Origin of the sequence: Pseudomonas sp. GM33 (genome assembly GCF_000282295.1) — a bacterium.
Taxonomy (GTDB): Bacteria; Pseudomonadota; Gammaproteobacteria; order Pseudomonadales; family Pseudomonadaceae; genus Aquipseudomonas; species Aquipseudomonas laurylsulfatiphila.
In genome coordinates this window covers 144,820-170,559 of the sequence record NZ_AKJO01000073.1, presented here as the reverse complement: position 1 = coordinate 170,559, position 25,740 = coordinate 144,820, and the positions used below count along the sequence as shown (strand labels likewise).

General features: G+C 52.4%; 22 protein-coding genes and 1 pseudogene. All 23 read left to right on the top strand.

The features are described from left to right. Window positions 1–77: 77 nt before the first annotated feature. The 23 genes and pseudogenes from mtnA (at window position 78) to PMI26_RS18120 (ending at window position 25,696) form a co-directional block, all read left to right on the top strand. On the top strand, window positions 78–1,154 hold the full coding sequence (mtnA, locus tag PMI26_RS18020; protein WP_007973650.1) for an S-methyl-5-thioribose-1-phosphate isomerase: 1,077 nt from the start codon (window positions 78–80) through the stop codon (window positions 1,152–1,154). Window positions 1,155–1,570: 416 nt separating this feature from the next. After that, window positions 1,571–4,225 (top strand): DNA gyrase subunit A, encoded by a 2,655-nt coding sequence (gene gyrA, locus PMI26_RS18025; protein WP_007973648.1) that lies wholly within the window; start codon window positions 1,571–1,573, stop codon window positions 4,223–4,225. A gap of 230 nt (window positions 4,226–4,455) precedes the next feature. Then, window positions 4,456–5,541, top strand: coding sequence for a 3-phosphoserine/phosphohydroxythreonine transaminase (gene serC, locus PMI26_RS18030; protein ID WP_007973646.1), 1,086 nt, complete (start codon window positions 4,456–4,458; stop codon window positions 5,539–5,541). Beyond that, on the top strand, window positions 5,541–6,635 hold the full coding sequence (gene pheA / locus PMI26_RS18035) for a prephenate dehydratase (RefSeq protein WP_007939916.1): 1,095 nt from the start codon (window positions 5,541–5,543) through the stop codon (window positions 6,633–6,635). Before serC ends, pheA begins: the two co-directional genes overlap by 1 nt. Window positions 6,636–6,647: 12 nt before the next feature. Then, complete coding sequence (hisC, locus tag PMI26_RS18040) at window positions 6,648–7,760, top strand: histidinol-phosphate transaminase (protein ID WP_007973644.1); 1,113 nt, start codon at window positions 6,648–6,650, stop codon at window positions 7,758–7,760. Between the two features lie 28 nt (window positions 7,761–7,788). After that, complete coding sequence (locus tag PMI26_RS18045) at window positions 7,789–9,996, top strand: bifunctional prephenate dehydrogenase/3-phosphoshikimate 1-carboxyvinyltransferase (RefSeq protein ID WP_007973643.1); 2,208 nt, start codon at window positions 7,789–7,791, stop codon at window positions 9,994–9,996. Then, window positions 9,993–10,682 (top strand): (d)CMP kinase, encoded by a 690-nt coding sequence (cmk, locus tag PMI26_RS18050; protein WP_007973641.1) that lies wholly within the window; start codon window positions 9,993–9,995, stop codon window positions 10,680–10,682. Before PMI26_RS18045 ends, cmk begins: the two co-directional genes overlap by 4 nt. Before the next feature lie 120 nt (window positions 10,683–10,802). Beyond that, window positions 10,803–12,494 (top strand): 30S ribosomal protein S1, encoded by a 1,692-nt coding sequence (gene rpsA, locus PMI26_RS18055; RefSeq protein ID WP_007973639.1) that lies wholly within the window; start codon window positions 10,803–10,805, stop codon window positions 12,492–12,494. Window positions 12,495–12,703: 209 nt separating this feature from the next. Next, window positions 12,704–12,985 (top strand): hypothetical protein, encoded by a 282-nt coding sequence (locus PMI26_RS18060; RefSeq protein ID WP_007973637.1) that lies wholly within the window; start codon window positions 12,704–12,706, stop codon window positions 12,983–12,985. Window positions 12,986–13,135: 150 nt separating this feature from the next. Continuing rightward, complete coding sequence (ihfB, locus tag PMI26_RS18065; protein ID WP_007899751.1) at window positions 13,136–13,432, top strand: integration host factor subunit beta; 297 nt, start codon at window positions 13,136–13,138, stop codon at window positions 13,430–13,432. Between the two features lie 27 nt (window positions 13,433–13,459). Beyond that, window positions 13,460–13,699 (top strand): lipopolysaccharide assembly protein LapA domain-containing protein, encoded by a 240-nt coding sequence (locus tag PMI26_RS18070; protein WP_007973635.1) that lies wholly within the window; start codon window positions 13,460–13,462, stop codon window positions 13,697–13,699. Between the two features lie 223 nt (window positions 13,700–13,922). Continuing rightward, window positions 13,923–14,033 (top strand): annotated as a pseudogene (locus PMI26_RS31370) (NAD-dependent epimerase/dehydratase family protein); the annotation flags it as partial. A 199-nt stretch (window positions 14,034–14,232) separates the two neighbouring features. Then, entirely contained in the window at window positions 14,233–15,282 is a 1,050-nt protein-coding gene (locus PMI26_RS18075) for an LPS O-antigen chain length determinant protein WzzB (protein ID WP_007973633.1), read from the top strand. Window positions 15,283–15,506: 224 nt separating this feature from the next. After that, on the top strand, window positions 15,507–16,385 hold the full coding sequence (gene rfbA / locus PMI26_RS18080; protein WP_007973631.1) for a glucose-1-phosphate thymidylyltransferase RfbA: 879 nt from the start codon (window positions 15,507–15,509) through the stop codon (window positions 16,383–16,385). Window positions 16,386–16,424: 39 nt separating this feature from the next. Further along, window positions 16,425–16,985, top strand: a complete 561-nt coding sequence (locus PMI26_RS18085; protein WP_007973630.1) for an acyltransferase — start codon at window positions 16,425–16,427, stop codon at window positions 16,983–16,985. Next, window positions 16,982–18,127 (top strand): dTDP-4-amino-4,6-dideoxygalactose transaminase, encoded by a 1,146-nt coding sequence (gene rffA, locus PMI26_RS18090; RefSeq protein ID WP_007973628.1) that lies wholly within the window; start codon window positions 16,982–16,984, stop codon window positions 18,125–18,127. Before PMI26_RS18085 ends, rffA begins: the two co-directional genes overlap by 4 nt. Beyond that, entirely contained in the window at window positions 18,111–19,406 is a 1,296-nt protein-coding gene (locus PMI26_RS18095; RefSeq protein WP_086776971.1) for an O-antigen translocase, read from the top strand. Before rffA ends, PMI26_RS18095 begins: the two co-directional genes overlap by 17 nt. Further along, a complete protein-coding gene (locus PMI26_RS18100; protein ID WP_007973625.1) occupies window positions 19,406–20,314 on the top strand; it encodes a glycosyltransferase family 2 protein in 909 nt (302 codons plus the stop codon). The genes PMI26_RS18095 and PMI26_RS18100 overlap by 1 nt, the downstream gene beginning before the upstream one ends. A gap of 40 nt (window positions 20,315–20,354) precedes the next feature. Beyond that, window positions 20,355–21,428, top strand: a complete 1,074-nt coding sequence (locus PMI26_RS18105; protein ID WP_007973624.1) for an EpsG family protein — start codon at window positions 20,355–20,357, stop codon at window positions 21,426–21,428. A 14-nt stretch (window positions 21,429–21,442) separates the two neighbouring features. Next, entirely contained in the window at window positions 21,443–22,405 is a 963-nt protein-coding gene (locus PMI26_RS30565; RefSeq protein ID WP_007973622.1) for an NAD-dependent epimerase/dehydratase family protein, read from the top strand. Between the two features lie 140 nt (window positions 22,406–22,545). Further along, window positions 22,546–23,700 (top strand): glycosyltransferase family 4 protein, encoded by a 1,155-nt coding sequence (locus PMI26_RS18110; protein WP_007973621.1) that lies wholly within the window; start codon window positions 22,546–22,548, stop codon window positions 23,698–23,700. Beyond that, the gene (locus PMI26_RS18115) at window positions 23,697–24,680 is read left to right on the top strand and encodes a UDP-glucose 4-epimerase family protein (RefSeq protein WP_081500959.1); all 984 of its coding nucleotides are present in this window, start codon (window positions 23,697–23,699) and stop codon (window positions 24,678–24,680) included. Before PMI26_RS18110 ends, PMI26_RS18115 begins: the two co-directional genes overlap by 4 nt. Next, entirely contained in the window at window positions 24,680–25,696 is a 1,017-nt protein-coding gene (locus tag PMI26_RS18120) for an MraY family glycosyltransferase (protein WP_033047740.1), read from the top strand. The genes PMI26_RS18115 and PMI26_RS18120 overlap by 1 nt, the downstream gene beginning before the upstream one ends. Window positions 25,697–25,740 lie beyond the last annotated feature (44 nt).

The following is a 25,740-nucleotide window of genomic DNA, read 5'->3' as shown; positions in this document are numbered from 1 at the left end:
TGGCGAAGTATACCCGAGCGTCTTCGCGGGGGGATCGCTATAATCGGCGGCTTTTGTTCATGAGTGCGGGGTGAGGGATGCGCGATCGACTGTTGGCTGCGGAAAAGGTAAAGGCCATCGATTGGCGTGATGGCGCTCTCCATCTGCTGGATCAGCGTGTTTTGCCGTTCGAGGAAACCTGGATCGCCTACACCAGTGCAGCCGGTGTGGCCGAGGCCATTCGCTCGATGGTGGTGCGTGGCGCGCCGGCCATCGGCATCAGTGCCGCTTATGGCATCGTGCTCGCGGCCCGTGCCCGGATTGCCGAAGGTGGCGACTGGTATGCGGCGCTGGAAGAGGATTTCATGCTGCTGGCCGACTCCCGTCCTACGGCGGTCAACCTGTTCTGGGCGCTGGGCCGCATGCACGACCGGCTTGATCGCCTGAAAGACAATGCCGATCCGCTGGAGGTGCTGGAGGCTGAGGCCATTGCCATTCACGAAAGTGATCGCGAAGCCAACCTGACCATGGCGCAACTGGGTGTCGACCTGATCCGCAAACATCAGGGCAATGCCCAGGCGATCCTGACCCACTGCAACACCGGGGCACTGGCCACGGGCGGCTTTGGCACGGCGCTGGGGGTGATTCGCGCTGCATTCATCGAGGGGATGGTCGAGCAGGTCTATGTCGACGAAACCCGCCCATGGCTGCAGGGCTCGCGGCTGACTGCATGGGAACTGGCCAATGAAGGCATTCCCGTGACCCTCAATGTCGACTCCGCCGCCGCGCATATCATGAAGACCAAAGGCCCCACCTGGGTCATCGTCGGCGCTGACCGGATCACCGCCAATGGCGATGTGGCCAACAAAATCGGTACCTATCAACTGGCCGTCAACGCCATGCACCACGGCGTGCGCTTCATGGTGGTGGCGCCGAGTTCGACCATTGACATGAACCTGGCCAGTGGCGACGACATTCCGATTGAAGAGCGTGATGGCCGCGAGTTGCTCGAGGTCGGTGGCAAGCGCGTCGGGGCCGATGTCCATGCCTTCAACCCGGTGTTCGACGTGACGCCGGCGGATCTGATCGATGCGATCGTCACCGAAAAAGGCATCGTCGAACGCCCGGACACGGCGAAGATGGCGCAGTTGATGTGCCGCAAGCGTCTGCATTAATTATCGTTGGCGTCTGCACAATCGCTTTCGCGGGCAAGCCCGCTCCCACAGTGTCTTAGGGTGTTCACAAAACCTGTGGGAGCGGGCTTGCCCGCGAAGAGGCCCTGAAAGCAAACAAATCAACCCGAATCGGCCATAAATTCTCCATTCAACACAGCTCTAAGCCCCTCTCGTCCCCTTCAAGCCTGTCACCGGTCAACTAACTACTCTCCATGCGCATCTGGGGGATAGGTGCGTGGCGGCTCTTGTGATAACATCCGGCGGTTTCCATGGTTACCCTGCGGGGTGACCTTTACTGCGCAGATCCATGGCATAACTCGTTGATTTGTCGTAAGCCACTGCATGGCACCGAGCCTGCAGCGGCGAGCTTCGTTGGTCCTGACGAAGTTTCACCAGAAAAAGGAATCAGGCTTCTCATGGGCGAACTGGCCAAAGAAATCCTCCCGGTCAATATCGAAGACGAGCTGAAGCAGTCCTACCTCGACTACGCGATGAGCGTAATTGTCGGGCGGGCACTGCCGGATGCGCGCGATGGCTTGAAGCCCGTGCACCGGCGCGTGCTGTTCGCGATGAGCGAGCTGGGCAACGACTTCAACAAGCCGTACAAGAAATCTGCCCGTGTTGTCGGTGACGTGATCGGTAAGTATCACCCGCACGGTGATACCGCGGTGTACGACACCATCGTTCGGATGGCTCAGCCATTCTCCCTGCGCTACCTGCTGGTAGACGGCCAGGGCAACTTCGGTTCGGTGGACGGCGACAACGCTGCAGCCATGCGATACACCGAAGTGCGCATGACCAAGCTGGCGCACGAGCTGCTGGCCGACCTGCATAAGGAAACCGTGGACTGGGTGCCGAACTACGACGGCACCGAAATGATCCCGGCGGTCATGCCGACCCGTATTCCCAACCTGCTGGTCAACGGTTCCAGCGGTATCGCCGTGGGCATGGCGACCAACATTCCGCCGCACAACCTCGGTGAAGTCATCGACGGTTGCCTGGCGCTCATCGACAATCCCGAGCTGACTGTCGACGAGCTGATGCAATACATCCCCGGTCCGGACTTCCCGACCGCTGCGATCATCAACGGTCGCGCCGGCATCATCGAAGCCTACCGCACTGGCCGTGGCCGCATTTACATGCGCGCCCGCTCGATGATCGAAGACATCGACAAGGTCGGTGGCCGCCAGCAGATCGTCATCACCGAACTCCCTTACCAGTTGAACAAGGCGCGTCTGATCGAGAAGATCGCCGAGCTGGTTAAAGAGAAGAAGCTCGAAGGCATCACCGAACTGCGCGACGAGTCCGACAAGGACGGTATGCGCGTCGTGATCGAGTTGCGTCGTGGCGAAGTGCCTGAGGTGATCCTCAACAACCTCTACGCCCAGACCCAGCTGCAAGCGGTGTTCGGCATCAACATCGTCGCGCTGATCGACGGCCGTCCGCGGATCCTGAACCTCAAGGACCTGCTGGAAGCCTTCGTTCGTCACCGTCGCGAAGTGGTGACCCGTCGTACCGTGTTCGAACTGCGCAAGGCCCGCGAGCGTGGTCACATCCTTGAAGGTCAAGCGGTTGCCCTGTCGAACATCGACCCGGTCATCGCCCTGATCAAGGCCTCGCCAACGCCGTCGGAAGCCAAGGAAGCGCTGGTCAGCACCCCTTGGGAGTCCTCGGCCGTGGTGGCGATGGTCGAGCGTGCCGGCGCCGATTCGTGCCGTCCGGAAAACCTCGATCCGCAATACGGCCTGCGCGACGGCAAGTACTTCCTGTCGCCGGAACAGGCGCAAGCCATCCTGGAGCTGCGTCTGCACCGCCTGACCGGTCTGGAACACGAAAAACTGCTGGCCGAGTATCAAGAGATCCTCAACCAGATCGGCGAGCTGATCCGCATCCTCAACAGCGCCACGCGCCTGATGGAAGTGATCCGCGAAGAGCTGGAAGTGATTCGCGCCGAATACGGCGACGTGCGTCGCACCGAGATCCTCGATGCCCGTCTCGACCTGACCCTGGGCGACATGATCCCGGAAGAAGAGCGCGTCGTGACCATCTCCCACGGTGGCTATGCCAAGACCCAGCCATTGGCTGCGTACCAGGCCCAGCGTCGTGGCGGTAAAGGCAAGTCGGCGACCGGCGTCAAGGATGAGGACTACATCGCTCACCTGCTGGTTGCCAACAGCCACACCACGCTGCTGCTGTTCTCCAGCAAGGGCAAGGTGTACTGGCTGAAGACTTACGAAATCCCTGAAGCATCCCGCGCGGCCCGTGGTCGTCCGCTGGTCAACCTGCTGCCGCTGGATGACGGTGAATACATCACCACCATGCTGCCGGTCGAGGAATACACCGAAGGTCACTACATCTTCATGGCCACCGCCAACGGCACCGTGAAGAAGACCCCGCTGGAATCCTTCAGCCGTCAGCGCAGCGTCGGCCTGATCGCGCTGGAGCTGGATGAAGGCGACGTGCTGATCTCTGCTGCCATCACCGATGGCGAGCGTGAAGTGATGCTGTTCTCCGACGGCGGCAAGGTTACCCGCTTCAAGGAATCCGACGTTCGCGCCATGGGCCGTACCGCCCGCGGTGTGCGCGGCATGCGTCTGCCGGAAGGCCAGAAGCTGATTTCCATGCTGATCCCGGAAGAAGGCAGCCAGATCCTCACCGCTTCCGAGCGTGGTTTTGGCAAGCGCACGGCGATCACCGAGTTCCCTGAGTACAAGCGTGGCGGTCAGGGCGTTATCGCCATGGTCAGCAACGAGCGTAACGGCCGCTTGGTCGGCGCTGTCCAGGTGCTCGACGGCGAGGAAATCATGCTGATTTCCGACCAGGGCACCCTGGTGCGTACCCGTGTCGACGAAGTGTCCAGCCTGGGTCGAAACACCCAGGGCGTGACCCTGATCAAGCTGGCCAAGGATGAAACCCTGGTCGGGCTGGAGCGGGTTCAGGAACCTTCGGAAATCGAAGGTGAAGAACTGGAAGGTGAAGAGGGTGCGGTGTTCGATGGTGAAGTCGTGATCGACGATGCCGTTGAAGACCAGCAACTCGACGCCGCTGCTGACGAAGAACCACAGGAATAAGCGGGTAAGCAGGGGGCGGATGAAAATTCGCCCCCTTGTTGTTTGTCCCTTTGAATAAATATGTCCCTTCTGTAGGAGCGAGCTCGCTCGCGATGGACGTTAACGATAACGCGGGAAGCCTGGTATCCCGCGGCGTTCTCAGGTTTTTCGCGAGCAAGCTCGCTCCTACAGAGTGTCGATTGATGTTGCGATTTATTGCGTGATACCACCAAATCAGAGCGAGATTGGATGTGAGCAAGAGAGCCTATAACTTCTGTGCCGGTCCTGCGGCGCTTCCCGAAGCTGTCCTGCAGCGCGCCCAGGGTGAACTCCTCGACTGGCACGGCAAGGGTCTGTCGGTCATGGAAATGAGCCATCGCAGTGATGAGTTCGTGTCCATCGCCACCAAGGCCGAGCAGGATCTGCGTGATCTGCTGAATATCCCCTCGAACTATAAAGTGCTGTTCCTGCAAGGTGGCGCCAGCCAGCAATTCGCGCAGATTCCTCTGAACCTGCTGCCGGAAAACGGCTCGGCCGACTATATCGACACCGGTATCTGGTCGCAGAAAGCCATCGAAGAAGCTTCGCGCTACGGCCACGTCAACGTTGCCGGCACCGCCAAGCCCTACGACTATTTCGCCATTCCCGGTCAGAACGAGTGGAAGCTGTCGAAAGACGCGGCCTACGTTCACTACGCGCCGAACGAAACCATCGGTGGTCTGGAGTTCCAGTGGATTCCGGAAACCGGTGACGTTCCGCTGGTGGCCGACATGTCCTCGGACATCCTGTCGCGTCCGGTGGATGTTTCGCGTTTCGGCATGATCTACGCCGGCGCCCAGAAAAACATCGGCCCGAGCGGTATCGTCGTCAACATCGTTCGCGAAGACCTGCTCGGCAAGGCCCGCTCCCTGTGCCCGACCATGCTCAACTACAAGGTCGCGGCCGACAATGGCTCGATGTACAACACCCCGCCGACCCTGGCCTGGTACTTGTCCGGCCTGGTGTTCGAGTGGCTGAAAGAGCAGGGCGGCGTCGAGGCCATCGGCAAGCTCAACGAAGTCAAGCAGCGCACGCTGTACAGTTTCATCGATGCCAGCGGCCTGTACAGCAACCCGATCAACAAGTCGGACCGCTCGTGGATGAACGTGCCGTTCCGCCTGGCCGACGATCGTCTGGACAAGCCGTTCCTGGCCGGTGCCGACGAGCGCGGCCTGTTGAATCTCAAGGGGCACCGCTCCGTGGGCGGCATGCGCGCCTCCATCTATAACGCCGTCGACATCAACGCCGTCAACGCGCTGGTTTCGTACATGGCAGAGTTCGAGAAGGAACACGGCTAATGTCTGAGCAAGAACTCAAGGCACTGCGCCTGCGCATTGATGCCCTGGACGAAAAGGTCCTGGAGCTGATCAGTGAGCGTGCGCGCTGCGCCCAGGAAGTCGCGCGAGTAAAGATGGCCTCGCTGGCCGAAGGCGAAGTGCCGGTGTTCTATCGTCCTGAGCGTGAGGCTCAGGTGCTCAAGCGTGTCATGGAGCGTAACCAGGGGCCGCTGGGCAACGAAGAGATGGCGCGGCTGTTCCGCGAAATCATGTCTTCCTGCCTGGCACTCGAGCAGCCGCTGAAAGTGGCTTATCTCGGCCCTGAGGGTACCTTCACCCAAGCGGCGGCCATGAAGCACTTTGGTCACGCGGTGATCAGCAAGCCGATGGCGGCGATCGATGAAGTGTTCCGTGAAGTGGCGGCCGGGGCGGTGAACTTTGGCGTGGTGCCGGTGGAAAACTCCACCGAAGGCGCGGTCAACCACACCCTCGACAGCTTCCTCGAACATGACATGGTGATCTGTGGCGAAGTCGAGCTGCGTATCCACCATCACCTGTTGGTCGGGGAAAACACCAAGACCGACAGCATCAGCCGCATCTACTCCCACGCCCAGTCCCTGGCCCAGTGCCGCAAGTGGCTGGACGCCCATTACCCGAATGTCGAGCGCGTGGCGGTGTCCAGCAACGCCGAAGCGGCCAAGCGGGTCAAGGGCGAGTGGAACTCGGCGGCGATTGCCGGTGACATGGCGGCCGGCCTCTACGGCTTGACCCGTCTGGCCGAAAAAATCGAGGACCGCCCGGATAACTCCACGCGCTTCCTCATGATCGGTAACCAGGAAGTGCCGCCGACCGGCGACGACAAGACCTCGATCATCGTCTCGATGAGCAACAAGCCGGGTGCACTTCATGAGTTGCTGGTGCCGTTCCACGACAACGGCATCGACCTGACGCGTATCGAGACCCGTCCGTCGCGCAGCGGCAAATGGACCTACGTGTTCTTCATCGATTTTGTCGGCCACCACCGCGATCCGCTGGTAAAAGGTGTGCTGGAAAAAATCAGTCAGGAAGCAGTGGCACTCAAAGTGCTGGGTTCCTACCCGAAAGCAGTTCTCTAAGGGCGGTAGCAAATGAGTGGCAATTTCCTCGCTCTGGCACAGCCGGGCGTGCAACAACTTTCGCCTTACGTTCCGGGCAAACCCGTGGACGAACTGGCTCGCGAGCTGGACCTCGATCCGGCCAGCATCATCAAACTGGCGAGCAACGAAAACCCGCTGGGCCCCGGCCCCAAGGCGTTGGCGGCCATCCGCGATGCGCTGGCCGAGCTGACCCGTTATCCGGACGGCAACGGCTTTGCCCTCAAGAGCCTGTTGGCCGAGCAGTGCCGCGTCGAACTTGATCAGGTTACGCTGGGCAATGGTTCCAACGACATCCTGGAACTGGTCGCGCGTGCCTATCTGGCGCCGGGCCTGAATGCCGTGTTCAGCGAGCATGCGTTCGCTGTCTATCCGATTGCCACTCAGGCGGTCGGTGCGCAGGCCAAGGTGGTTCCGGCCAGGGATTGGGGGCATGACCTGCCTGCAATGCTGGCAGCCATCGACGCCAATACCCGCGTGGTCTTCATCGCCAACCCGAACAACCCGACCGGGACCTGGTTCGACGCCGAGGCGCTGGACGAATTCCTGCAGGATGTTCCGGAGCATGTGCTGGTCGTGCTGGACGAGGCCTATATCGAGTACGCCGAAGGCAGCGATCTGCCGGATGGCCTGGACTTCCTGGCGGCCTATCCGAACCTGCTGGTTTCCCGAACCTTCTCCAAGGCCTATGGCCTGGCAGCGCTGCGCGTGGGTTATGGCTTGTCCACGGCGGTAGTCGCAGACGTGCTGAACCGTGTGCGCCAGCCGTTCAACGTCAACAGCCTGGCCCTGGCCGCGGCCTGTGCGGCGTTGAAGGATGACGAGTATCTGGCGCAAAGCCGTCAGTTGAACGAGTCCGGCATGCAGCAGCTGGAAGCCGGTTTCCGTGAGCTGGGTCTGAGCTGGATTCCATCCAAAGGCAATTTCATCTGCGTCGATCTCGGTCAAGTCGCGGCCCCGGTGTTCCAGGGCTTGCTGCGTGAAGGTGTGATCGTGCGTCCGGTGGCCAACTACGGCATGCCGAATCACCTGCGCGTCACCATTGGTCTACCGGCAGAGAACAGCCGCTTCCTGGATGCGCTGACCAAGGTTCTGGCTCGTGGTTGATGTCACTGCACTGCAATCTGCTGAACCTATGATCGGTCGCCTGGTGGTGGTCGGTCTGGGATTGATCGGCGGTTCGTTTGCCAAGGGTTTGCGCGAAAGCGGGATGTGTCGCGAAGTGGTCGGGGTCGATCTCGATCCACAATCGCGCAAGCTCGCGGTCGAGCTGGGGGTGGTGGATCGCTGCGAAGAAGACCTGGGCGTTGCTTGTCAGGGCGCCGACGTCATTCAGCTGGCGGTGCCGATCCTGGCCATGGAGAAAGTGCTTGCGCGTCTGGCTGGCATGGACCTGGGGCAGGCGATCCTGACCGATGTCGGTAGTGCCAAGGGCAACGTGGTGCGCGCTGCCACTGAAGCATTTGGCAAGATGCCGCCATGCTTCGTACCGGGGCATCCGATTGCCGGTTCCGAGCAGAGTGGGGTCGAGGCCTCCAACGCCGAACTGTTCCGTCGGCACAAGGTGATCCTGACGCCGCTGGATCAGACCGATCCGGCTGCCTTGGCAGTGGTCGACCGTTTGTGGCGCGCGCTGGGTGCCGATGTCGAGCACATGCAGGTCGAGCGTCACGACGAAGTACTGGCCGCGACCAGTCATCTGCCGCACTTGCTGGCGTTCGGCCTGGTCGATTCGTTGGCCAAGCGCAATGAAAATCTTGAGATCTTCCGTTACGCTGCGGGCGGTTTCCGCGATTTCACAAGAATCGCCGGAAGCGACCCGGTCATGTGGCACGACATCTTTCTCGCCAACCGCGAAGCTGTCCTGCGCACACTCGATACATTTCGCAGCGATCTCGACGCCTTGCGCGACGCGGTCGATGCAGGGGATGGGCACCAATTGTTGGGCGTTTTCACTCGCGCCCGGGTTGCCCGCGAGCATTTCAGTAAAATCCTGGCCCGCAGGGCCTATGTGGACGCTATGAATTCCAACGATCTGATTTTCCTGGCTCAACCTGGTGGCCGCCTGTCCGGTCGGATTCGCGTACCGGGTGACAAATCGATTTCCCACCGTTCGATCATGCTCGGTTCCCTCGCTGAGGGCGTCACCGAAGTCGAAGGCTTCCTCGAGGGTGAAGACGCCCTGGCGACCTTGCAGGCGTTCCGTGACATGGGCGTGGTCATCGAAGGTCCGCACCACGGGCGCGTGACCATTCACGGCGTTGGCCTGCACGGCCTGAAGCCGGCGCCGGGCCCGATCTACCTGGGCAACTCCGGTACGTCGATGCGCCTGCTGTCCGGCCTGCTGGCCGCGCAGGACTTCGACAGCACCCTGACCGGCGACGCCTCGCTGTCCAAGCGCCCGATGAATCGCGTGGCCAATCCGCTGCGTGAAATGGGCGCGGTGATCGAGACCGCCGCCGAAGGTCGTCCACCGATGACCATCCGTGGTGGCAACAAGCTCAAGGGCCTGACCTACACCATGCCGATGGCCAGCGCCCAGGTTAAGTCCTGCCTGCTGCTGGCTGGTCTGTATGCCGAAGGCAAGACCACCGTGACCGAGCCGGCTCCGACCCGCGACCATACCGAGCGCATGCTGCGCGGGTTCGGCTACCCGGTGAGCGTTGACGGCGCCACGGCATCGGTTGAGTCCGGCGGCAAGCTGGCCGCGACCCATATCGAAGTGCCGGGCGACATTTCGTCGTCGGCGTTTTTCCTGGTGGCTGCATCGATCGCCGAAGGTTCGGACCTGGTGCTCGAGCATGTCGGCATCAATCCGACCCGTACCGGTGTGATCGACATCCTGCGCCTGATGGGCGCGGACATCACTCTGGAAAACCAGCGTGAAGTCGGCGGCGAGCCCGTGGCTGACCTGCGAGTGCGGGCAGCTAAACTCAAAGGTATCGAGATTCCGGAAGCGCTGGTTCCATTGGCCATCGACGAATTCCCGGTGTTGTTCGTGGCCGCTGCCTGTGCCGAAGGGCGAACTGTGCTGACCGGCGCCGAAGAGCTGCGGGTCAAGGAGTCGGATCGCATCCAGGTCATGGCGGATGGTCTGCTGGCACTGGGCGTCAAATGCGAACCGACCCCGGACGGCATCATCATCGACGGCGGCCAGATCGGCGGCGGTGAAGTGCACGGTCATGGTGATCACCGTATCGCCATGGCGTTCAGCGTTGCTTCGCTGCGCGCCAGTGCACCGATCCGCATTCATGATTGCGCCAACGTCGCGACGTCGTTCCCGAACTTCCTGGCGCTGTGCGCGCAGGTCGGCATTCGTGTGGCACAAGAGGCGCAGTCGTGAACAACATTGCACCGGTCATCACCATCGACGGGCCAAGCGGTTCGGGCAAGGGCACGGTAGCCGGGATTCTGGCCAAGCGCCTGGGCTGGAACCTGCTGGACTCCGGTGCGCTGTACCGCCTGCTGGCTTTCGCCGCGCACAACCATGGTGTCGACCTGACCAACGAAGAGCTGCTGAAGAAACTTGCCGCTCATCTGGACGTGCAGTTCATCGCGGCGACGGACGGTCAGTTGCAACGCATCATTCTGGAAGGTGATGAAGTCAGCGATGTCATTCGCACCGAAAGCGTCGGTTCCGGCGCTTCCCAGGTCGCTGCGTTGCCCGCTGTACGCGAGGCGCTGCTGCAGCGCCAGCGTGCTTTTCAGGAAGCGCCGGGCCTGGTGGCGGATGGGCGCGACATGGGAACGGTGGTTTTTCCTGATGCGCCGCTGAAGATTTTTCTGACCGCCAGTGCCGAGGAGAGGGCGCGCCGCCGATATTTGCAGTTGAAGGGCAAAGTCGAGGGTGTTAGTCTGTCGAGTCTGCTAGATGAGATACGTGCGCGCGATGAGCGTGACACCCAGCGAGCGGTAGCCCCGCTCAAACCGGCGGCTGACGCCATACAGCTGGATTCCACGGAATTGTCCATCGACCAGGTGCTGGAACGCATCATGAGCGAGATCGCCATACGCGATATCGCCGGGTGACCAAGAGGGCCGCAGGGGACCAGTCATAGTCCTGCGGTGGCTTCTTTTAAATGAAACTAACCCACACCGTCTGGGGTGTGGAGATGGGCGTTTTCTTCGCCCTCATCAACAGGAATTAAAATGAGCGAAAGCTTTGCGGAACTCTTTGAAGAAAGCCTAAAAACCCTGAACCTTCAGGCAGGCTCCATCATCACCGGTGTTATCGTTGATATCGATTACCAAGCTCGCTGGGTAACCGTTCACGCTGGCCTGAAGTCTGAAGCACTCATCCCGCTTGAGCAGTTCTACAACGACGCTGGCGAACTGAACATCAACGTCGGTGACGAAGTTCACGTTGCTCTGGACTCGGTTGAAGACGGCTTTGGCGAAACCAAGCTGTCCCGTGAAAAAGCCAAGCGCGCTGAATGCTGGATTGTTCTGGAAGCAGCCTTCGCAGCCGAAGAAGTGGTCAAGGGCGTTATCAACGGTAAGGTTAAAGGCGGCTTCACTGTCGACGTTAACGGCATCCGTGCGTTCCTGCCAGGTTCTCTGGTTGACGTCCGTCCAGTGCGCGACACCACGCACCTGGAAGGCAAAGAGCTGGAATTCAAGGTCATCAAGCTGGACCAGAAGCGCAACAACGTTGTCGTTTCCCGTCGCAGCGTCCTGGAAGCCGAGAACTCCGCCGAGCGCGAAGCTCTGCTGGAATCCCTGCAGGAAGGCCAACAAGTCAAAGGTATCGTCAAGAACCTCACCGATTACGGCGCATTCGTCGATCTGGGTGGCGTCGATGGCCTGCTGCACATTACCGACATGGCCTGGAAGCGTATCAAGCATCCTTCCGAAATCGTCAACGTTGGCGACGAGATCGATGTCAAGGTTCTGAAGTACGATCGCGAGCGCAATCGTGTTTCCCTGGGCCTGAAGCAGCTGGGCGAAGATCCATGGGTTGCTATCAAAGCCCGTTACCCGGAAAGCACTCGCGTTACCGCGCGTGTAACCAACCTGACCGACTACGGCTGCTTCGCTGAGCTGGAAGAAGGCGTTGAAGGTCTGGTACACGTTTCCGAAATGGACTGGACCAACAAGAACATCCACCCTTCGAAAGTCGTACAAGTCGGCGACGAAGTGGAAGTCATGGTTCTGGACATCGACGAAGAGCGTCGTCGTATCTCCCTGGGCATCAAGCAGTGCAAATCTAACCCATGGGAAGATTTCTCTGGCCAGTTCAACAAGGGCGATAAAATCTCCGGCACCATCAAGTCGATCACCGATTTCGGTATCTTCATTGGTCTGGACGGCGGCATCGACGGTCTGGTTCACCTGTCCGACATCTCCTGGAACGAAGTGGGCGAAGAAGCCGTACGCCGCTTCAAGAAGGGCGACGAGCTGGACACCGTTATCCTGTCGGTTGACCCAGAGCGCGAGCGCATCTCCCTGGGTATCAAGCAACTGGAAAGCGATCCGTTCTCCGAGTACGTTCAAGAGAACGATAAAGGCGCCATCGTTAAAGGCATCGTGAAGGAAGTTGACGCTAAAGGCGCCATCATCACTCTGGCCGACGATATCGAAGCGACTCTGAAAGCCTCCGAAATCAGCCGTGACCGCGTTGAAGACGCGCGCAACGTTCTGAAAGAAGGCGAAGAAGTAGAAGCCAAGATCATCAGCGTTGACCGCAAGAGCCGTGTAATCCAGCTCTCGATCAAGTCGAAAGACGTTGAAGACGAGAAAGAAGCAATCCAGAGCCTGCGCGACAAGCCAGTAGCTACTGATGCTCCTGTGGCCACCACTCTGGGTGACCTGCTGCGTGCGCAAATGGAAAAGCAGAACTAAGTTCTGACTTTCTGTAAAAAAGGGCGACTTCGGTCGCCCTTTTTTTTGTCTGGAATTTGGTGGGGGGGCCGACCTTTGGCTGCTTGAGTCGTGAACCAAAGACGCTGAAAAAATGTCTGATTGTTTAGTCGGATCAAGTGCTTATTTGCGGCTAGTCTTTAGCCTGAGACTAATGATCGCCCATTGGGCTATCTGGCAAAAGGACGTGAATGAACAAGCTAATTGTCGCAGTAGCTGTGCTGGCGCTAGCGGGTTGTACCACCAATGCCAAAACCCACGTAGTACGCGGGGTGAGCGGCATTGAGGTTGATTGTTCGGGGCTCGGTTCGAAATGGGACAAATGTTACAAACGCGCGGCCAAGGAGTGCGGGGGGGCTGGCTATAAAGTTGTGGTGAGGTCTGACGATGTCAAGGAAGAGGAAGATGGCTTCCCCTTCGGCTTCAATCCCGCAGGTTTCCTGACGCGCACGATGCTGGTGATTTGCCGATGAGGCAGTGATGGCTCAGAAGCCACTCCCGTCTAGGAATCAGGCATTCCGGGATGGTGGGATGTATGGCAAAACTCGGGCTGTTCAAAATCATGCCGGCGTGCTAAAACCTTTGGAGCGCTGATCTAGCTGCTTGAAAAAGAAGGGAAAAATATGACGAAGTCGGAGTTGATCGAACGAATTGTCACCCATCAAGGGCTGCTCTCATCCAAGGATGTGGAGCTGGCCATCAAGACCATGCTTGAGCAAATGTCCCAATGTCTGGCTACCGGAGATCGTATCGAGATTCGGGGGTTTGGCAGCTTCTCTCTGCACTACCGCGCTCCACGGGTTGGTCGTAATCCGAAAACCGGGCAGTCTGTCAGTCTCGATGGCAAATTCGTTCCTCACTTCAAGCCAGGTAAAGAGCTGCGTGACCGGGTGAATGAGGAAGAGGAGGAAGGACTTTGACAGTCGCCACCGATCAAGGAGCCCTTCATGCGTAATCTTGTGCGAGTGCTGCTTGGTTTGTTGATTCTTTTTCTGGTGCTGATGATCCTGGCGTTCGTGCTGGAGAATCAGCAATCGGTTACTTTGTTTTTTCTCGGTTGGGCTGGCCCACAACTGCCAGTATCTTTGGTGATAGTACTGGCTCTGCTGGCGGGGATGGTCCTCGGACCGCTACTCGGTTGGATACTAGGGCGATCGTCCAGGATTTTACGCAAGCGGCTTGTCTAGTAACATCCAGTACGGGGCTTAGAGAGCTTGCGCCACAGCTTGTCTACATCCTTTAGCAAATCGGTCATTAAGCTGTAGAATGTTGCGCTTGTTCGAGAGTGGTCCATCTCCACGTCGGCTCAGACTGGCTCTGACAGACGCCGCTTTTTTTGATGGCTTTGTATTCATGGATGTGGCAGCGCTGATGTGCAGCCCCGTCAGTAACTCAAGGGTATGGTTTCGCGTGAAAATTCTCGTAACCGGCGGAGCCGGATTTATCGGCTTGGCGGTCATTCGTCATTTAATTGCGAATACCGCAGATTCTGTTGTTAACGTCGATAAACTTACCTTTAGTTTTCAATGAGTAGCATTTTTACTCTGGCTATCATGATTTTAAAGATTTTTGCCATGCTTAAATTAAATATTTCACCTCGATGTATGACTAAGCTCCTTGAAGGGCGCTGACTTGAGTAAGTGGGGCGTGTGCGGAGAGGGATTGAAAGTGTTTTATATGATTGGGGCTATAGTTTTTTTTATTTCAAGGGCTTTAGGATATGCAGGTTGGTTCAAGTAATTCAGTAGTCAATGATGGTATCGATTTGCACGCGCTTGCCTATACACTTTGGCGACAAAAAATTGTGATTTTGTGCGCTGCGCTTCTGGGGACATTCGTAGCCGCTACCTATGCATTCCTCGCAGAGCCTTTGTACGAAGCGAAGGCGTTTGTGATCCCGCCTACCCAAAATGACATTGAGAACTTAAACTACGGTCGCATCGATCAGTCAAAGTTACCTCAGTTTACGGAAAAAGAAGTTTATTCGGTTTTTTTGAAAAATTTGCAAAGTGAGTCACTTCGTCGTGAGTTTTTCAAAAATACATATTTAACTGCGCAAGGGAAGAGTGAAGATCCTACAAGGCAGCTATATGAGAAGCTTTCGAAGAATCTCGTTATCTCCATAGTTGGTAAAGAAGCGCTGGATCGATACTCCGTTGTTATGCTGCATAATGATCCGGAAATGGGGGCCAAGTGGATTGAGCAACTATTGGCGCGTGCACAGCAATTGGCTATGCAAGAGATCAACAAAAATATCTCCAGTGAGTATGATATTGAGTCTCAAAATCTTCATCAGGAAATAGTCTCGTTGCGAGAAATTGGAGACAAGACAAGAGAAGATAGCTTAATCAAACTTCGTGAGGCCCTGGTGGTTGCCCAAGCTATTGGTCTTGAAAAGCCACCTGCCGTTGGCGGCGATTCGAAAACCTCGCTTGGTATTGTAGGTAACATGGACGGTGATCTTACCTACATGCGTGGCACGAAAGCACTGACGGCTGAAATAGAAAATTTGAAAGCAAGGAAGTCTGACGATCCATTTATCAGCCGGTTGCGAGAGTTGGAAACGAAGTACAATTTTTATAATCAACTTTCAAAAAGCTATCGAGAAGCCAAAGCTTTCAGGATGGATGGACTCGTAGAGAAATCGGGCTCACCAGTCAAGCCAAAATTTTTGTTTGTGATTTTGGCTGGTATGTTTTTAGGTCTTGTTTTTGGGGTGGTTGTTGCAGCAGTTCGTGACTTTTTTATGACCAATAAAGTGGCTGTATAAAAGAGCTTATGACACGCAGCGATCTCGCTCAATTTGATAGATTTTATTTATCGCAACGGTTGTTTGATTTGCCAGGTCTATTGAGCGGCGTTGGTTGTCTTACGGACGGCTTTATATTCGTCTATCGGAAAAATAGCACTAAACAGGTGTAGGATTATGTTTGGCCGGTAGATTGTTTGTATCAATGTTGTTCAGAAGCCTAGGGGCAGGTACGAGGGAAGAGTATGAAAGGCATCATTCTGGCAGGTGGTTCGGGAACTCGTTTGTACCCACTGACGAAAGGGGTATCCAAGCAGTTGCTTCCGATTTACGACAAGCCGATGATTTTTTATCCGCTTTCCGTGCTCATGCTCGCCGGGATACGTGACATCCTGATTATCACGACGCCTGAAGATCAAGCTGGATTTCAACGGTTGCTTGCTGATGGCAGTCAGTTCGGTATCAACCTCACCTATGCAATTCAAGCAAGTCCCGATGGACTTGCACAAGCATTTCTTATCGGTGAGAAATTTATTGGTAAGGATTCGGTATGTTTGGTGCTTGGCGATAATATTTTTTATGGCCAGGGGTTTACGCCCATGCTCCAACAGGCGACGAAGCGTAAAGGCGGCGCCACAGTTTTCGGTTATCAAGTGAAGGATCCAGAGCGATTTGGTGTTGTTCAGTTTGATGACAGTCGTAAAGCGATCTCTATTGAAGAAAAGCCACTCAAGCCAAAGTCGAATTTTGCAGTAACCGGATTGTATTTCTACGACAATGACGTGATTGAAATTGCAAAACAAGTCAAGCCTTCTCCGCGCGGCGAGCTGGAAATTACTAGTGTAAACCAGGCATATCTGGAGCGAGGAAATTTGCACGTCGAACTTCTGGGCCGAGGATTTGCGTGGCTGGATACCGGTACTCACGAAAGCTTGCTCGAGGCTTCGCATTTTGTTGAAACAATAGAAAAGCGCCAAGGTTACAAGGTCGCCTGTTTAGAGGAAATTGCCTTTAATAATGGATGGTTGACCGTTGCAGAGCTCAAAAGGACAGGGAATGAACTGAAGAAAAACAGTTATGGACAGTACCTGTTGAGTCTGGTTGACGAGATTGATGAGAAGTAATTCGTTTAGAGTTTGAGTTAAGTCCTATATGGGTGGCTTATGGCGTACTTGAGCGCAATACAGTTGAGTGAACTAGGTTTCAGAACCGTCGGGAAAGAAGTAAAAATAAGTGATAAGGCGGCTATCTATAATCCAGAGCTGATTGACCTTGGGGATTACACGCGTATAGATGATTTTTGCGTGGTGTCGGGGCGCGTGGTGTTTGGTAAGTATAATCATATTACACCAATGTGCCTCGTTGCTGGTGGAGAACCAGGTATCGAGTTTTCCGACTTCTGTACGCTGGCTTATGGTGTGAAAATATTCTCGCAATCAGACGATTACAGCGGTGCTACACTTACCAACTCATTGGTTCCAAAGAAATATAAAAAAGAAATATTCGAGAAGGTTAAGCTGGAGCGTCATGTAATAGTTGGAGCAGGGGCAATAGTGATGCCTGGAGTCACTATTAAAGAGGGCTGCTCCATAGGTGCTATGGCATTGGTTACGAAAAGCACTGATCCATGGGGGATTTACGTTGGTGTTCCTGCTGAGCGAGTGAAGGAGCGGAAGCGAGACCTCCTAGCACTCGAACAAATATTTCTGGATGAACAAAAATGACTATTCCATTTAATAAACCACCTTATACCGGAAATGAAGACCAATACGTCATCTCCGCAATGCGCAGCGGAAAGATGTCTGGTGACGGGGAATTTACCCTTCGTTGTCAGCATTGGTTTGAAAAAAAACTACACTGCAAAAAAGCATTGTTAACACCTTCGTGTACTCAAGCGCTTGAAATGGCTGCTCTGCTGGTTGATATTCAACCGGGCGATGAAGTGATCATGCCTAGTTATACGTTTGTTAGTACAGCTAATGCTTTTGTATTGCGCGGTGCAAAAATCGTGTTTGTCGATATTCGCCCTGATACTATGAATATTGATGAAACGCTTATCGAAGCCGCAATTACTGACAAAACAAAAGCTATTGTACCCGTCCATTACGCGGGGATTGCATGCGAAATGGACACAATTATGTCCATCGCAAAGCAGCATAACCTGTTTGTCATCGAAGATGCCGCTCAAGGTATGATGTCGACCTATAAAGGTAAGGCGTTAGGTACCATTGGCCACATGGCAGCCTATAGTTTTCATGAAACAAAGAACTATACAAGTGGTGGTGAGGGTGGGCTGCTGCTCATAAATGATGAACAATTTATAGTGCGAGCGGAGATCATTCGAGAGAAAGGAACTAATCGCAGTCTGTTTTTCCGCGGCATGATTGATAAATATACCTGGGTCGATGTTGGTAGTAGTTATCTTCCAGGAGAACTGCAAGCTGCTTATCTATTCGGTCAACTTGAAAAGGTGGACGAAATAAATAGTGCAAGACGTCATATCTGGGAAAGTTATTATCTGGCATTAAAAGAACTCTCCGACGCTGGCCATATCGAACTTCCGACGACACCTGATGGATGTGTCGGCAACGCCCATATGTTTTATATAAAAGTCCGGGATATCGACGTTCGAACAAAAGTATTAGGCTTGCTCAAGGATCAAGAGATCGGTGCAGTTTTCCATTACATTCCACTCCACTCAGCGCCTGCGGGACTGCGACTTGGTCGTTTTCATGGCAAGGATGTCTGCACCACTGTTGAGAGTGAGCGCCTGATTCGTCTGCCAATTTGGTACGGAATGCAAGAGAAGGACATAGATCGAGTCGCTTCTGTTGTCATCGGTGCGGTTCATGCATCCAACCAGTAAAGTTGCAAAAAATCTCTCTGATAGTAAGCGTGCGCTATTCAGCGCCGCTTTGACTACTCTCGCCCAAATTTCGAAAATCGGAGTTGGTTTCGCCTTCATTAAGCTTGTTGCTGTGTACCTCGGTGCAGAAGGTATGGGGCAATTAGGGCATTTTATGAGTGCTGTCACCATGCTTTCTCTGCTTGCAGGGGGAGGAATTGTAAATGGCCTTATTAAATATGTCGCACAGTACAAAAAACAACCTAAGGAACTGCTGAAGACGATTGCAGTTTCCAAAGCGTACTCTTTGACGTTTTGTGTTGTTGTGTGTTTATTGGGGTGTTCTTTTTCCAGGATTATCTCCAGTTATATCTTTAAGACGCCTGATTACTATTGGATTGTAGTGTTTCTTTCTGTTTGTCAGTTTGGGTTTGCTTTTACCAATCTAGTGACGGGAGTCGCAAATGGCCTTCGTGATACCAGGACTTTTGCGGTCATTCAAATAGTCGGAAATATACTGGTTCTCCCGGTAAGCTGGATCTTGATTCAAAGGTTTGATTTTGTCGGTGCAGCGATATCGATGGTGCTCTTTTTTTCGTTTTATTCGATACCAGCATTGTATTTCTACTGTAAATCCATTTTCTTGAAAATGCCCATCGGTTTTAAATTTGAGACGCAAGGTTTTAAACGATTGTTGTCCTTTACATTGATGGCGACAGTTGGAGCAATCAGCGTTCCATTGGTAGAAATCATTATTCGTGAACAAATTATTGAGCATGTTGGATTTGTAGCAGCAGGTATTTGGCAGGCATCGATAAAAATATCCAGTGCATACATGGGTTTTTTTACGATTTTTCTCGCTGTTTATTTTATGCCAATGGTTTCAGAAAAGACTAAGGTATCGGAAATTACACCACTAGTTTTTCGATTTATGAAACTCGTTATGGTTATTTTTGTACTGGGCGGAACGGTGTTTTTCGCTCTTCGTCAATACGTAATTCCATTACTGCTTTCATCCGAGTTTTCCGAGCTTGAAGATCTTATTAAGTATCAACTGCTAGCGGATTTTTTCCGTGTTATTACGTATGTGATAAGCTTCGTCGTCGTTGCCCGGGCGGCACTCATAATATATTTGATAAGTGAGCTGACCCAGGGCGTGGTGTTTTGCAGCCTGAGTCTGTTTTTTTTGAATAGTGGGCAGGGTGTCGAAGGTGCATTCATCGCTAACTTAATAATGAATGTACTTTATTTTATCGTTTCGGTTTTCGGCTTTGCAATTTATAAAAGGAGAAATGCCTGATGTTATCCGGGAGTGTGGTTGTATCTTGTTATAATCAGCAAGATTACATAGAAGAGTGTCTGGATAGTATCCTTTCTCAGGATATAGATTTTGATTGTGAAATTATTGTCTCGGATGATTGTTCAACCGATCGAACACAAGAAATACTTCGTGAGTACTCCAGCAAGCACGAAGGTAGAATAAAACTGCTGTTGAGAGAGAAAAATGTTGGCGCCGCTTTAAATTACCATGGTGTCCACAAGATGGCGTCAGGAGATGTTATTTACCATTTTGATGGTGATGATGTCATGCTGCCGGGGAAACTTCAGCAGCAGTATAATATTTTCAAAGAGAACGCAGATGTAAATGTTGTGTTCCACAAGGCTATTTATTTTTCTGATGACGGTTCTTACGCTTCCGAAACCCAGTACCCAAGTCCTGAGGCAAGCCTGGTTTCTTTTATCTCACTTCAGGAAATGGCTCGCTGGGGAGCGATCGCGGTTCACAGTTCATACGCCTATCGTCGAGCTTCCAGGAAGGCAGTCATTACTCGAGAATTTATGGAATGGTTTTTCGTTATCGATTCCTTACTTCCTAGCGGCAAGGCAGCTTACATAAATTCTCCGCTAGTAAAATATCGGTGCAATCCATCAGCAGGTTCTTATTTGTCGACGACAAAAGGAAAAATAAAGTCGTATACGATTTATTTTGATGATTTGTATCGATATTTTTATCAGTTACCAGAACTGAGAAAAGATCTATATTCTAATTTTGTTGTCACGTTCCTGGCGATGGCTAAATCTACTCGCAAGTGCACATTCAAGGGGTTACTGTTTCTATTGCGTAATTTTTACTACTTCCGGCTACACAAATTTATGGATACGGTGAGTGTCAGGAAACATGTAGGCCCTGAGAGCAAGGTTCGTTGACTAGAGAGCAGTGCAATGTGAGGCTGATTGAGGCGAGAGAATGGCAGGTTTAGAATTATATGGCACACCACTGTATGTGATAAGTGTTTTTCTACTTTTATTGACTGCAGTGAAAGCGTTGGTGTCTGATAATAGGGCGGACAATCTGTTTCGCACGATAGAATTTTTTGTCGTTTTTTTTGCGATTGTTGCGGCATCCTATTATATCTCTAATCGACCATTTGATATGGAAGGTGATACCGAGGTCTACATAAATTTTTATAACGATGTTAATTCTGGTCTCGAGAATCCATTTCAAACTTTTGAGCCTGGCTTTATTGGGGTGGTCAATTTTTTTGGTTTCCTTGGTTTGAGCTATCAGTGTTTTTTCTTCTTTATTGCATTTGTATTTTTATGGTCCTATTATTTTTTGCTGAAAGTTGTATTTGGCAGAGGCTCTAGTTGGGCTCTCCCTGTTTTTGGGGTTTTGTTGTTTTATCCGTTCTTTTTTTCATTGACAGCAAATATTATTCGTCAAGGTTTTGCTCTTTGTTTTGTGAATTTTGCCTTGGTTTGTTGTGCCAAGGAGTATTGGCGTCGAGGTGTAGTGTTTTCATTGTTGGCAACACTGTTTCATAAGTCTTCATTGGTTTATTTTCCTTTTGTGCTTTTTCGAAAGCAAATTATAGGTATTGGTCTTGTTGGTGTGGTGGGTTTTTGGGTGCTGGTGTCTATGGCATCCTACTTTAAGGTTTTTTCCTTATTGGTGTCCATGCTGTTCGAGTTGTTGTCGGGTTACGGTTTGTCAATAAACTACACTGATGTCGATAATATTGAGTATATAACAGGGTTCAGATGGGATTTTTGGGCGTTTTCGTCATTTTCCATAGTGTTGTTGATGGCGCTTAGACTACTAGGGGGCGGTCGTACAAATGAAACGTATATATTCTATATCTGTGCGTTTCTTTCTTGTTTGCATATCGCGATGTTTGATGTGGCTTATAATGATAGATTTGGAATATATGCCTGGATTTTTTACCCCTTGGAGATCGGGTACGTCATTCGCCTCGCATGTGCCAGTTTAGCGACCGGAAAACGGTCAAAAGAAACTGGAAACGAAAATGTATTTTTATAAGAGGGAGTGGTGAGATGTTCGTATTACTGACAGGTGCCAAGGGTTTTATTGGAAGCCAATTGCTCGCGCGCCTGTGTGCATCTGGCCATAAAGTTAGGGTTGTTACTCGTACCTCCTTTGAAACCAGTTTTAGCGGCGTGGAAGTTGTGCTGGCTGATTTGACGAGCCCGGAAACGAATTACGACTCTTTGGTATCCGGTTGTCAGGTCGTTTTCAATTGCGCGGGTGAAATCCGCGATGAAAAGGCAATGCGATCACTTCATGTCGACGCCACCGATCGTTTGCTAGCAGCTGTTAATCGTCAGGCATCTCCTGAACACCCCATCCACTTTGTTCAGTTAAGTAGTGTCGGAGCATACGGCCCTGCCCAGGGCGCGCTCCGAATAGTAAGTGAAACAACAAAGGAAAACCCTCAAGGAACCTACGAAGAAACCAAGACGATAGCCGACTCGCTGGTAATGAAAAGTGGAAGTAATGAGTTCTTTAGTTACTCGATATTGAGGCCGTCTAACGTATTTGGTGCAGGCATGACGAACAATTCGCTTCGTCAGCTTGGAAGAATTGTACAGAAGGGTTTGTTTTTTTATATCGGAACTGCTAAGAACGATGCTGTCGCCACATATATCCACGTTGAGGATGTTGCCTCTGCCCTGATGCTTTGTGGATTTGAGCCCTTGGCTAGAGGCGAGGTTTTTAATCTTTCTAATGACTGTCCATTGTCTGATCTGATAAACGGAATGGCTGATGCACAACATGTATCCCGTCCGAAATGGAGCGTTTCTGAAACTCTGCTACGCGTGATGGTTACCGTAGCCAATCGTTTTTTGCGTCTACCCGTCACTCCGGCACGTATTGATGCACTAGTGTCTAAAACAACTTATCCAACCACCAAGATTCGTGACACCCTCGGTTTTGTTCCTGAAAAAAATGTGCCAGAGGCAATCAGTGAACTTTTTACAAAGCGGCCGATAGTCTGATAAATGGAGTAAGTTTTATGTTTCGCGACCAAGTACTCCAGAGTATTGTTCTTGTTTTTTGCAGCCTATGGGTGCAGCTATCGGTTTGATTGTTTCGACGCGGGGATGGACGTGGCCAAGGTGTTAAGGGGGGATTTATAGTGCAGGATAAAAGTTTAAAAATTGCTCGAGTTTCAACAGTTCCTTTTTTTGTTCTAACTCAATTGAAGGCGCAGATTGATGCATTGGCTGCTTCTGGTGCAGCGGTTACTGTTATTGCTAGTTATGATGAAATGAGTAGTCAGCTTGCGGAAAGTACGAATTATATACCAGTCAATATTGAGCGTAAGATAAATCCTGTAAAGGATTTTTTGAGTTTGATATCACTGGTTAAGGTTTTCAGAAGCAAAAAGTTTAATGTGGTTCATTCTACAACGCCGAAGGCTGGATTGCTTTGTGCAATTGCAGGTTTTCTTTCGGGGACTGAAGTTCGTTTGCATACATTTACCGGGCAGCCTTGGGTAACGATGGGCGGGGCCAAAAAGTTAATACTGAAATTTTGCGACAAAATTATAGGTTTACTGAACACGCACTGTTATGCCGATAGTATCAGTCAAAAGAATTTTCTTGTTTCCAGTGGTGTAATAAAAGCTGAAAAAATTTCCGTTCTTGGAAGTGGGTCGTTGGCAGGCATAAATCTTGATCGGTTTGACTCTTCTCGTTATAGCGTGGAGGAGTTGACCGATTTGCGGAGTGGGCTTGGTATTCCAGAGGATAGTAAAATACTTTTGTTTGTCGGGAGAGTAACTCCAGACAAAGGGGTCAGAGAACTTTTGTCAGCATTTGGTGAAATTCTACGTACCGATAAAAGTGTGTTTCTCATTCTGGTAGGGCCATTTGAAGCCGATGCTGAAAATATTGTCGCTAGCGCCTCTGAGGATGACTTGAGTCGTAACCTAAAAGTTGTTGGTTATTCAAATGAGCCTGAAAAGTATATGGCCCTGGCGGACTTGCTATGTCTACCCAGCTATCGCGAAGGCTTCGGCACGGTTGTCATTGAGGCTGCGGCCATGGGAACCCCAACGGTAGGTACTGATATTTACGGTTTGTCTGACGCTATAGTAAATGGTGAGACGGGGATTTTGGTTCCTGTCAGGGATCCTGCTTCACTCAAGCAAGCTATTGTTTCAATATTGAGTGATGCTCGATTGTTGGAGGCGATGGGGGAGGCTGCGAGAGTACGGGCCATCACCGAATTCAGTGCGAATACCTGCTCTGAACTGTTGATTAACGAATATAAGAGGTTTTTTAATTGACTATTGATTCAGTTCAGGTTCCCCTGCGTATCGTAGTTACCGGGGCAAGTGGCTTTGTCGGATCCGCGGTGGTGAGCGCACTGGATAAAGTTGAGCGATATTCTCCAGTGGCTGTCGTGCGTTCAAAAAACGATGGCCAAGAACTTTCTTCGTCAGTGTTCCCGGTTCCGGATATATCCTCTGCAACTGACTGGAGTGCTGGAGTAATGGACGCCGCAGTGGTTGTTCATGCTGCGGCACGGGTTCATGTGATGAGGGAAGTCGAACAGGATGCGTTAACCGAGTTCAGGAAAGTTAATGTTGAAGGCACAGTCAATCTTGCTCGGCAGGCTGCCGCAGCGGGAGTTAAGCGTTTTATTTTCATCAGCTCCATAAAGGTAAATGGGGAGCAGACAGATTTCGATAAGCCGTTTACCGCTGACGATAAGCCAGCCCCATCCGATGCCTATGGTGTTTCCAAAAAAGAAGCCGAAGACGCGTTGCGTGTTCTTTCGAAAGAAACTGGTATGGAGGTTGTCATCATTCGGCCTACCCTGGTTTATGGCCCAGGTGTAAAAGCTAATTTTAGAAATATGATGGCTTGGCTTAAAAAGGGTATTCCGCTGCCATTTGGTTCTATTCATAACAAACGAAGTCTGGTTTCACTCGACAATCTCGTCAGCTTGATTATGGTTTGCATTGAACACCCCAATGCCGCTGGACAAACATTTTTGGTCAGTGATGGCATAGATTTATCTACAACTGAATTATTACAATGTACTGCCAAGGCGTTAGGGGTCAAGAGTCGGCTGGTTCCGGTTCCTGCAAAGATGTTGGAATTTTTTGCTGTTGCCTTGGGACGTCGAGCACTTTCCCAGCGCCTGTGTGGATCACTACAAGTAGACATACAAAAGACCCGGCATCTACTTGGATGGTACCCAGCAGTATCAGTCGAAGACGCTCTTGACAAAACAGCCAAAGAATTTTTGGAACATCACTGATGACGAATTTATATTGGATTTTACCTTTAGCGTTTTTTGGCGCTCTGGTAGGCACTGCTGTTCTACGTCGATATGCATTGTCCAATAGCCTTATTGATGTCCCAAACGCGCGGAGCTCCCACGTGTTACCCACTCCCAGGGGAGGAGGGGTCGCGATCGTGGTTTCCTTCCTTTTGAGTGCAATTTTTCTTGCTGTGACTGAACTGATTCAATGGTCCGTTGCCTTGGCTGTCCTGGTGCCCGGGGGGCTTGTCGCGATCATTGGTTTTCTCGACGATCATGGTCACATCCCGGCACGTTGGAGACTACTCGGCCATTTTTCCTCGGCAATCATCGGGATGGTGATTTTCAATGGAATGCCGGCGATTCACCTGTTCGGCATGGCCATTGATCTAGGGTGGGCGGCGTATTTGTTTGGAAGCTTTTATCTGGTCTGGTTGTTGAACCTGTACAACTTTATGGACGGGATCGATGGGTTGGCGAGTATGGAAGCCATTTTTGTTTGCCTGGGTGGAGCTCTCCTGTACGTCGTTTCAGGAAATCCCGGTTCTGTGTGGGGGCCGGTGGCGCTCGCGCTGGCTGTTGCCGGTTTCTTGTATTGGAATTTCCCTCCAGCGCGAATTTTCATGGGCGATGCCGGCAGCGGATTCCTGGGCATAACGCTGGGTTTTCTGTCATTGCAAGCAGCGTGGGTAAACCCCGCCTTGTTCTGGGGATGGCTGATTCTCCTGGGAGCATTCATTGTCGACGCGACATGCACGCTTTTCGTTCGACTGATTAGAGGCGACAAGGTCTACGAGGCGCATCGCAGTCACGCTTATCAGTACGCGTCGCGACAATACGGCAGCCATTTACCTGTAACGCTATCGGTAACCGGCATAAATGTTGTCTGGCTGTTGCCAATTGCCATACTGGTGGCGATAGGCCTGCTCGATGGTGTCGTTGGATTGTTGGTAGCTTATGCACCCTTGCTTGTGCTGGCATTGCGATTCAAAGCTGGTCAGCGCGAAGTGTGATGTGTCGCTTGAAGTTGTTTGAGATAAACACGCTTGAGCTTTAA

Coding starts and splice junctions, on each gene's coding strand:
- pheA (WP_007939916.1), top strand. CDS start 5,541: ATGTCTGAGCAAGAACTCAAGGCACTGCGCCTGCGCATTGATGCCCTG.
- ihfB (WP_007899751.1), top strand. CDS start 13,136: ATGACGAAGTCGGAGTTGATCGAACGAATTGTCACCCATCAAGGGCTG.
- hisC (WP_007973644.1), top strand. CDS start 6,648: ATGAGTGGCAATTTCCTCGCTCTGGCACAGCCGGGCGTGCAACAACTT.
- rffA (WP_007973628.1), top strand. CDS start 16,982: ATGACTATTCCATTTAATAAACCACCTTATACCGGAAATGAAGACCAA.
- gyrA (WP_007973648.1), top strand. CDS start 1,571: ATGGGCGAACTGGCCAAAGAAATCCTCCCGGTCAATATCGAAGACGAG.
- PMI26_RS30565 (WP_007973622.1), top strand. CDS start 21,443: ATGTTCGTATTACTGACAGGTGCCAAGGGTTTTATTGGAAGCCAATTG.
- PMI26_RS18100 (WP_007973625.1), top strand. CDS start 19,406: ATGTTATCCGGGAGTGTGGTTGTATCTTGTTATAATCAGCAAGATTAC.
- mtnA (WP_007973650.1), top strand. CDS start 78: ATGCGCGATCGACTGTTGGCTGCGGAAAAGGTAAAGGCCATCGATTGG.
- rfbA (WP_007973631.1), top strand. CDS start 15,507: ATGAAAGGCATCATTCTGGCAGGTGGTTCGGGAACTCGTTTGTACCCA.
- PMI26_RS18045 (WP_007973643.1), top strand. CDS start 7,789: ATGATCGGTCGCCTGGTGGTGGTCGGTCTGGGATTGATCGGCGGTTCG.
- PMI26_RS18075 (WP_007973633.1), top strand. CDS start 14,233: ATGCAGGTTGGTTCAAGTAATTCAGTAGTCAATGATGGTATCGATTTG.
- PMI26_RS18120 (WP_033047740.1), top strand. CDS start 24,680: ATGACGAATTTATATTGGATTTTACCTTTAGCGTTTTTTGGCGCTCTG.
- rpsA (WP_007973639.1), top strand. CDS start 10,803: ATGAGCGAAAGCTTTGCGGAACTCTTTGAAGAAAGCCTAAAAACCCTG.
- PMI26_RS18060 (WP_007973637.1), top strand. CDS start 12,704: ATGAACAAGCTAATTGTCGCAGTAGCTGTGCTGGCGCTAGCGGGTTGT.
- PMI26_RS18070 (WP_007973635.1), top strand. CDS start 13,460: ATGCGTAATCTTGTGCGAGTGCTGCTTGGTTTGTTGATTCTTTTTCTG.
- PMI26_RS18105 (WP_007973624.1), top strand. CDS start 20,355: ATGGCAGGTTTAGAATTATATGGCACACCACTGTATGTGATAAGTGTT.
- PMI26_RS18085 (WP_007973630.1), top strand. CDS start 16,425: ATGGCGTACTTGAGCGCAATACAGTTGAGTGAACTAGGTTTCAGAACC.
- PMI26_RS18095 (WP_086776971.1), top strand. CDS start 18,111: ATGCATCCAACCAGTAAAGTTGCAAAAAATCTCTCTGATAGTAAGCGT.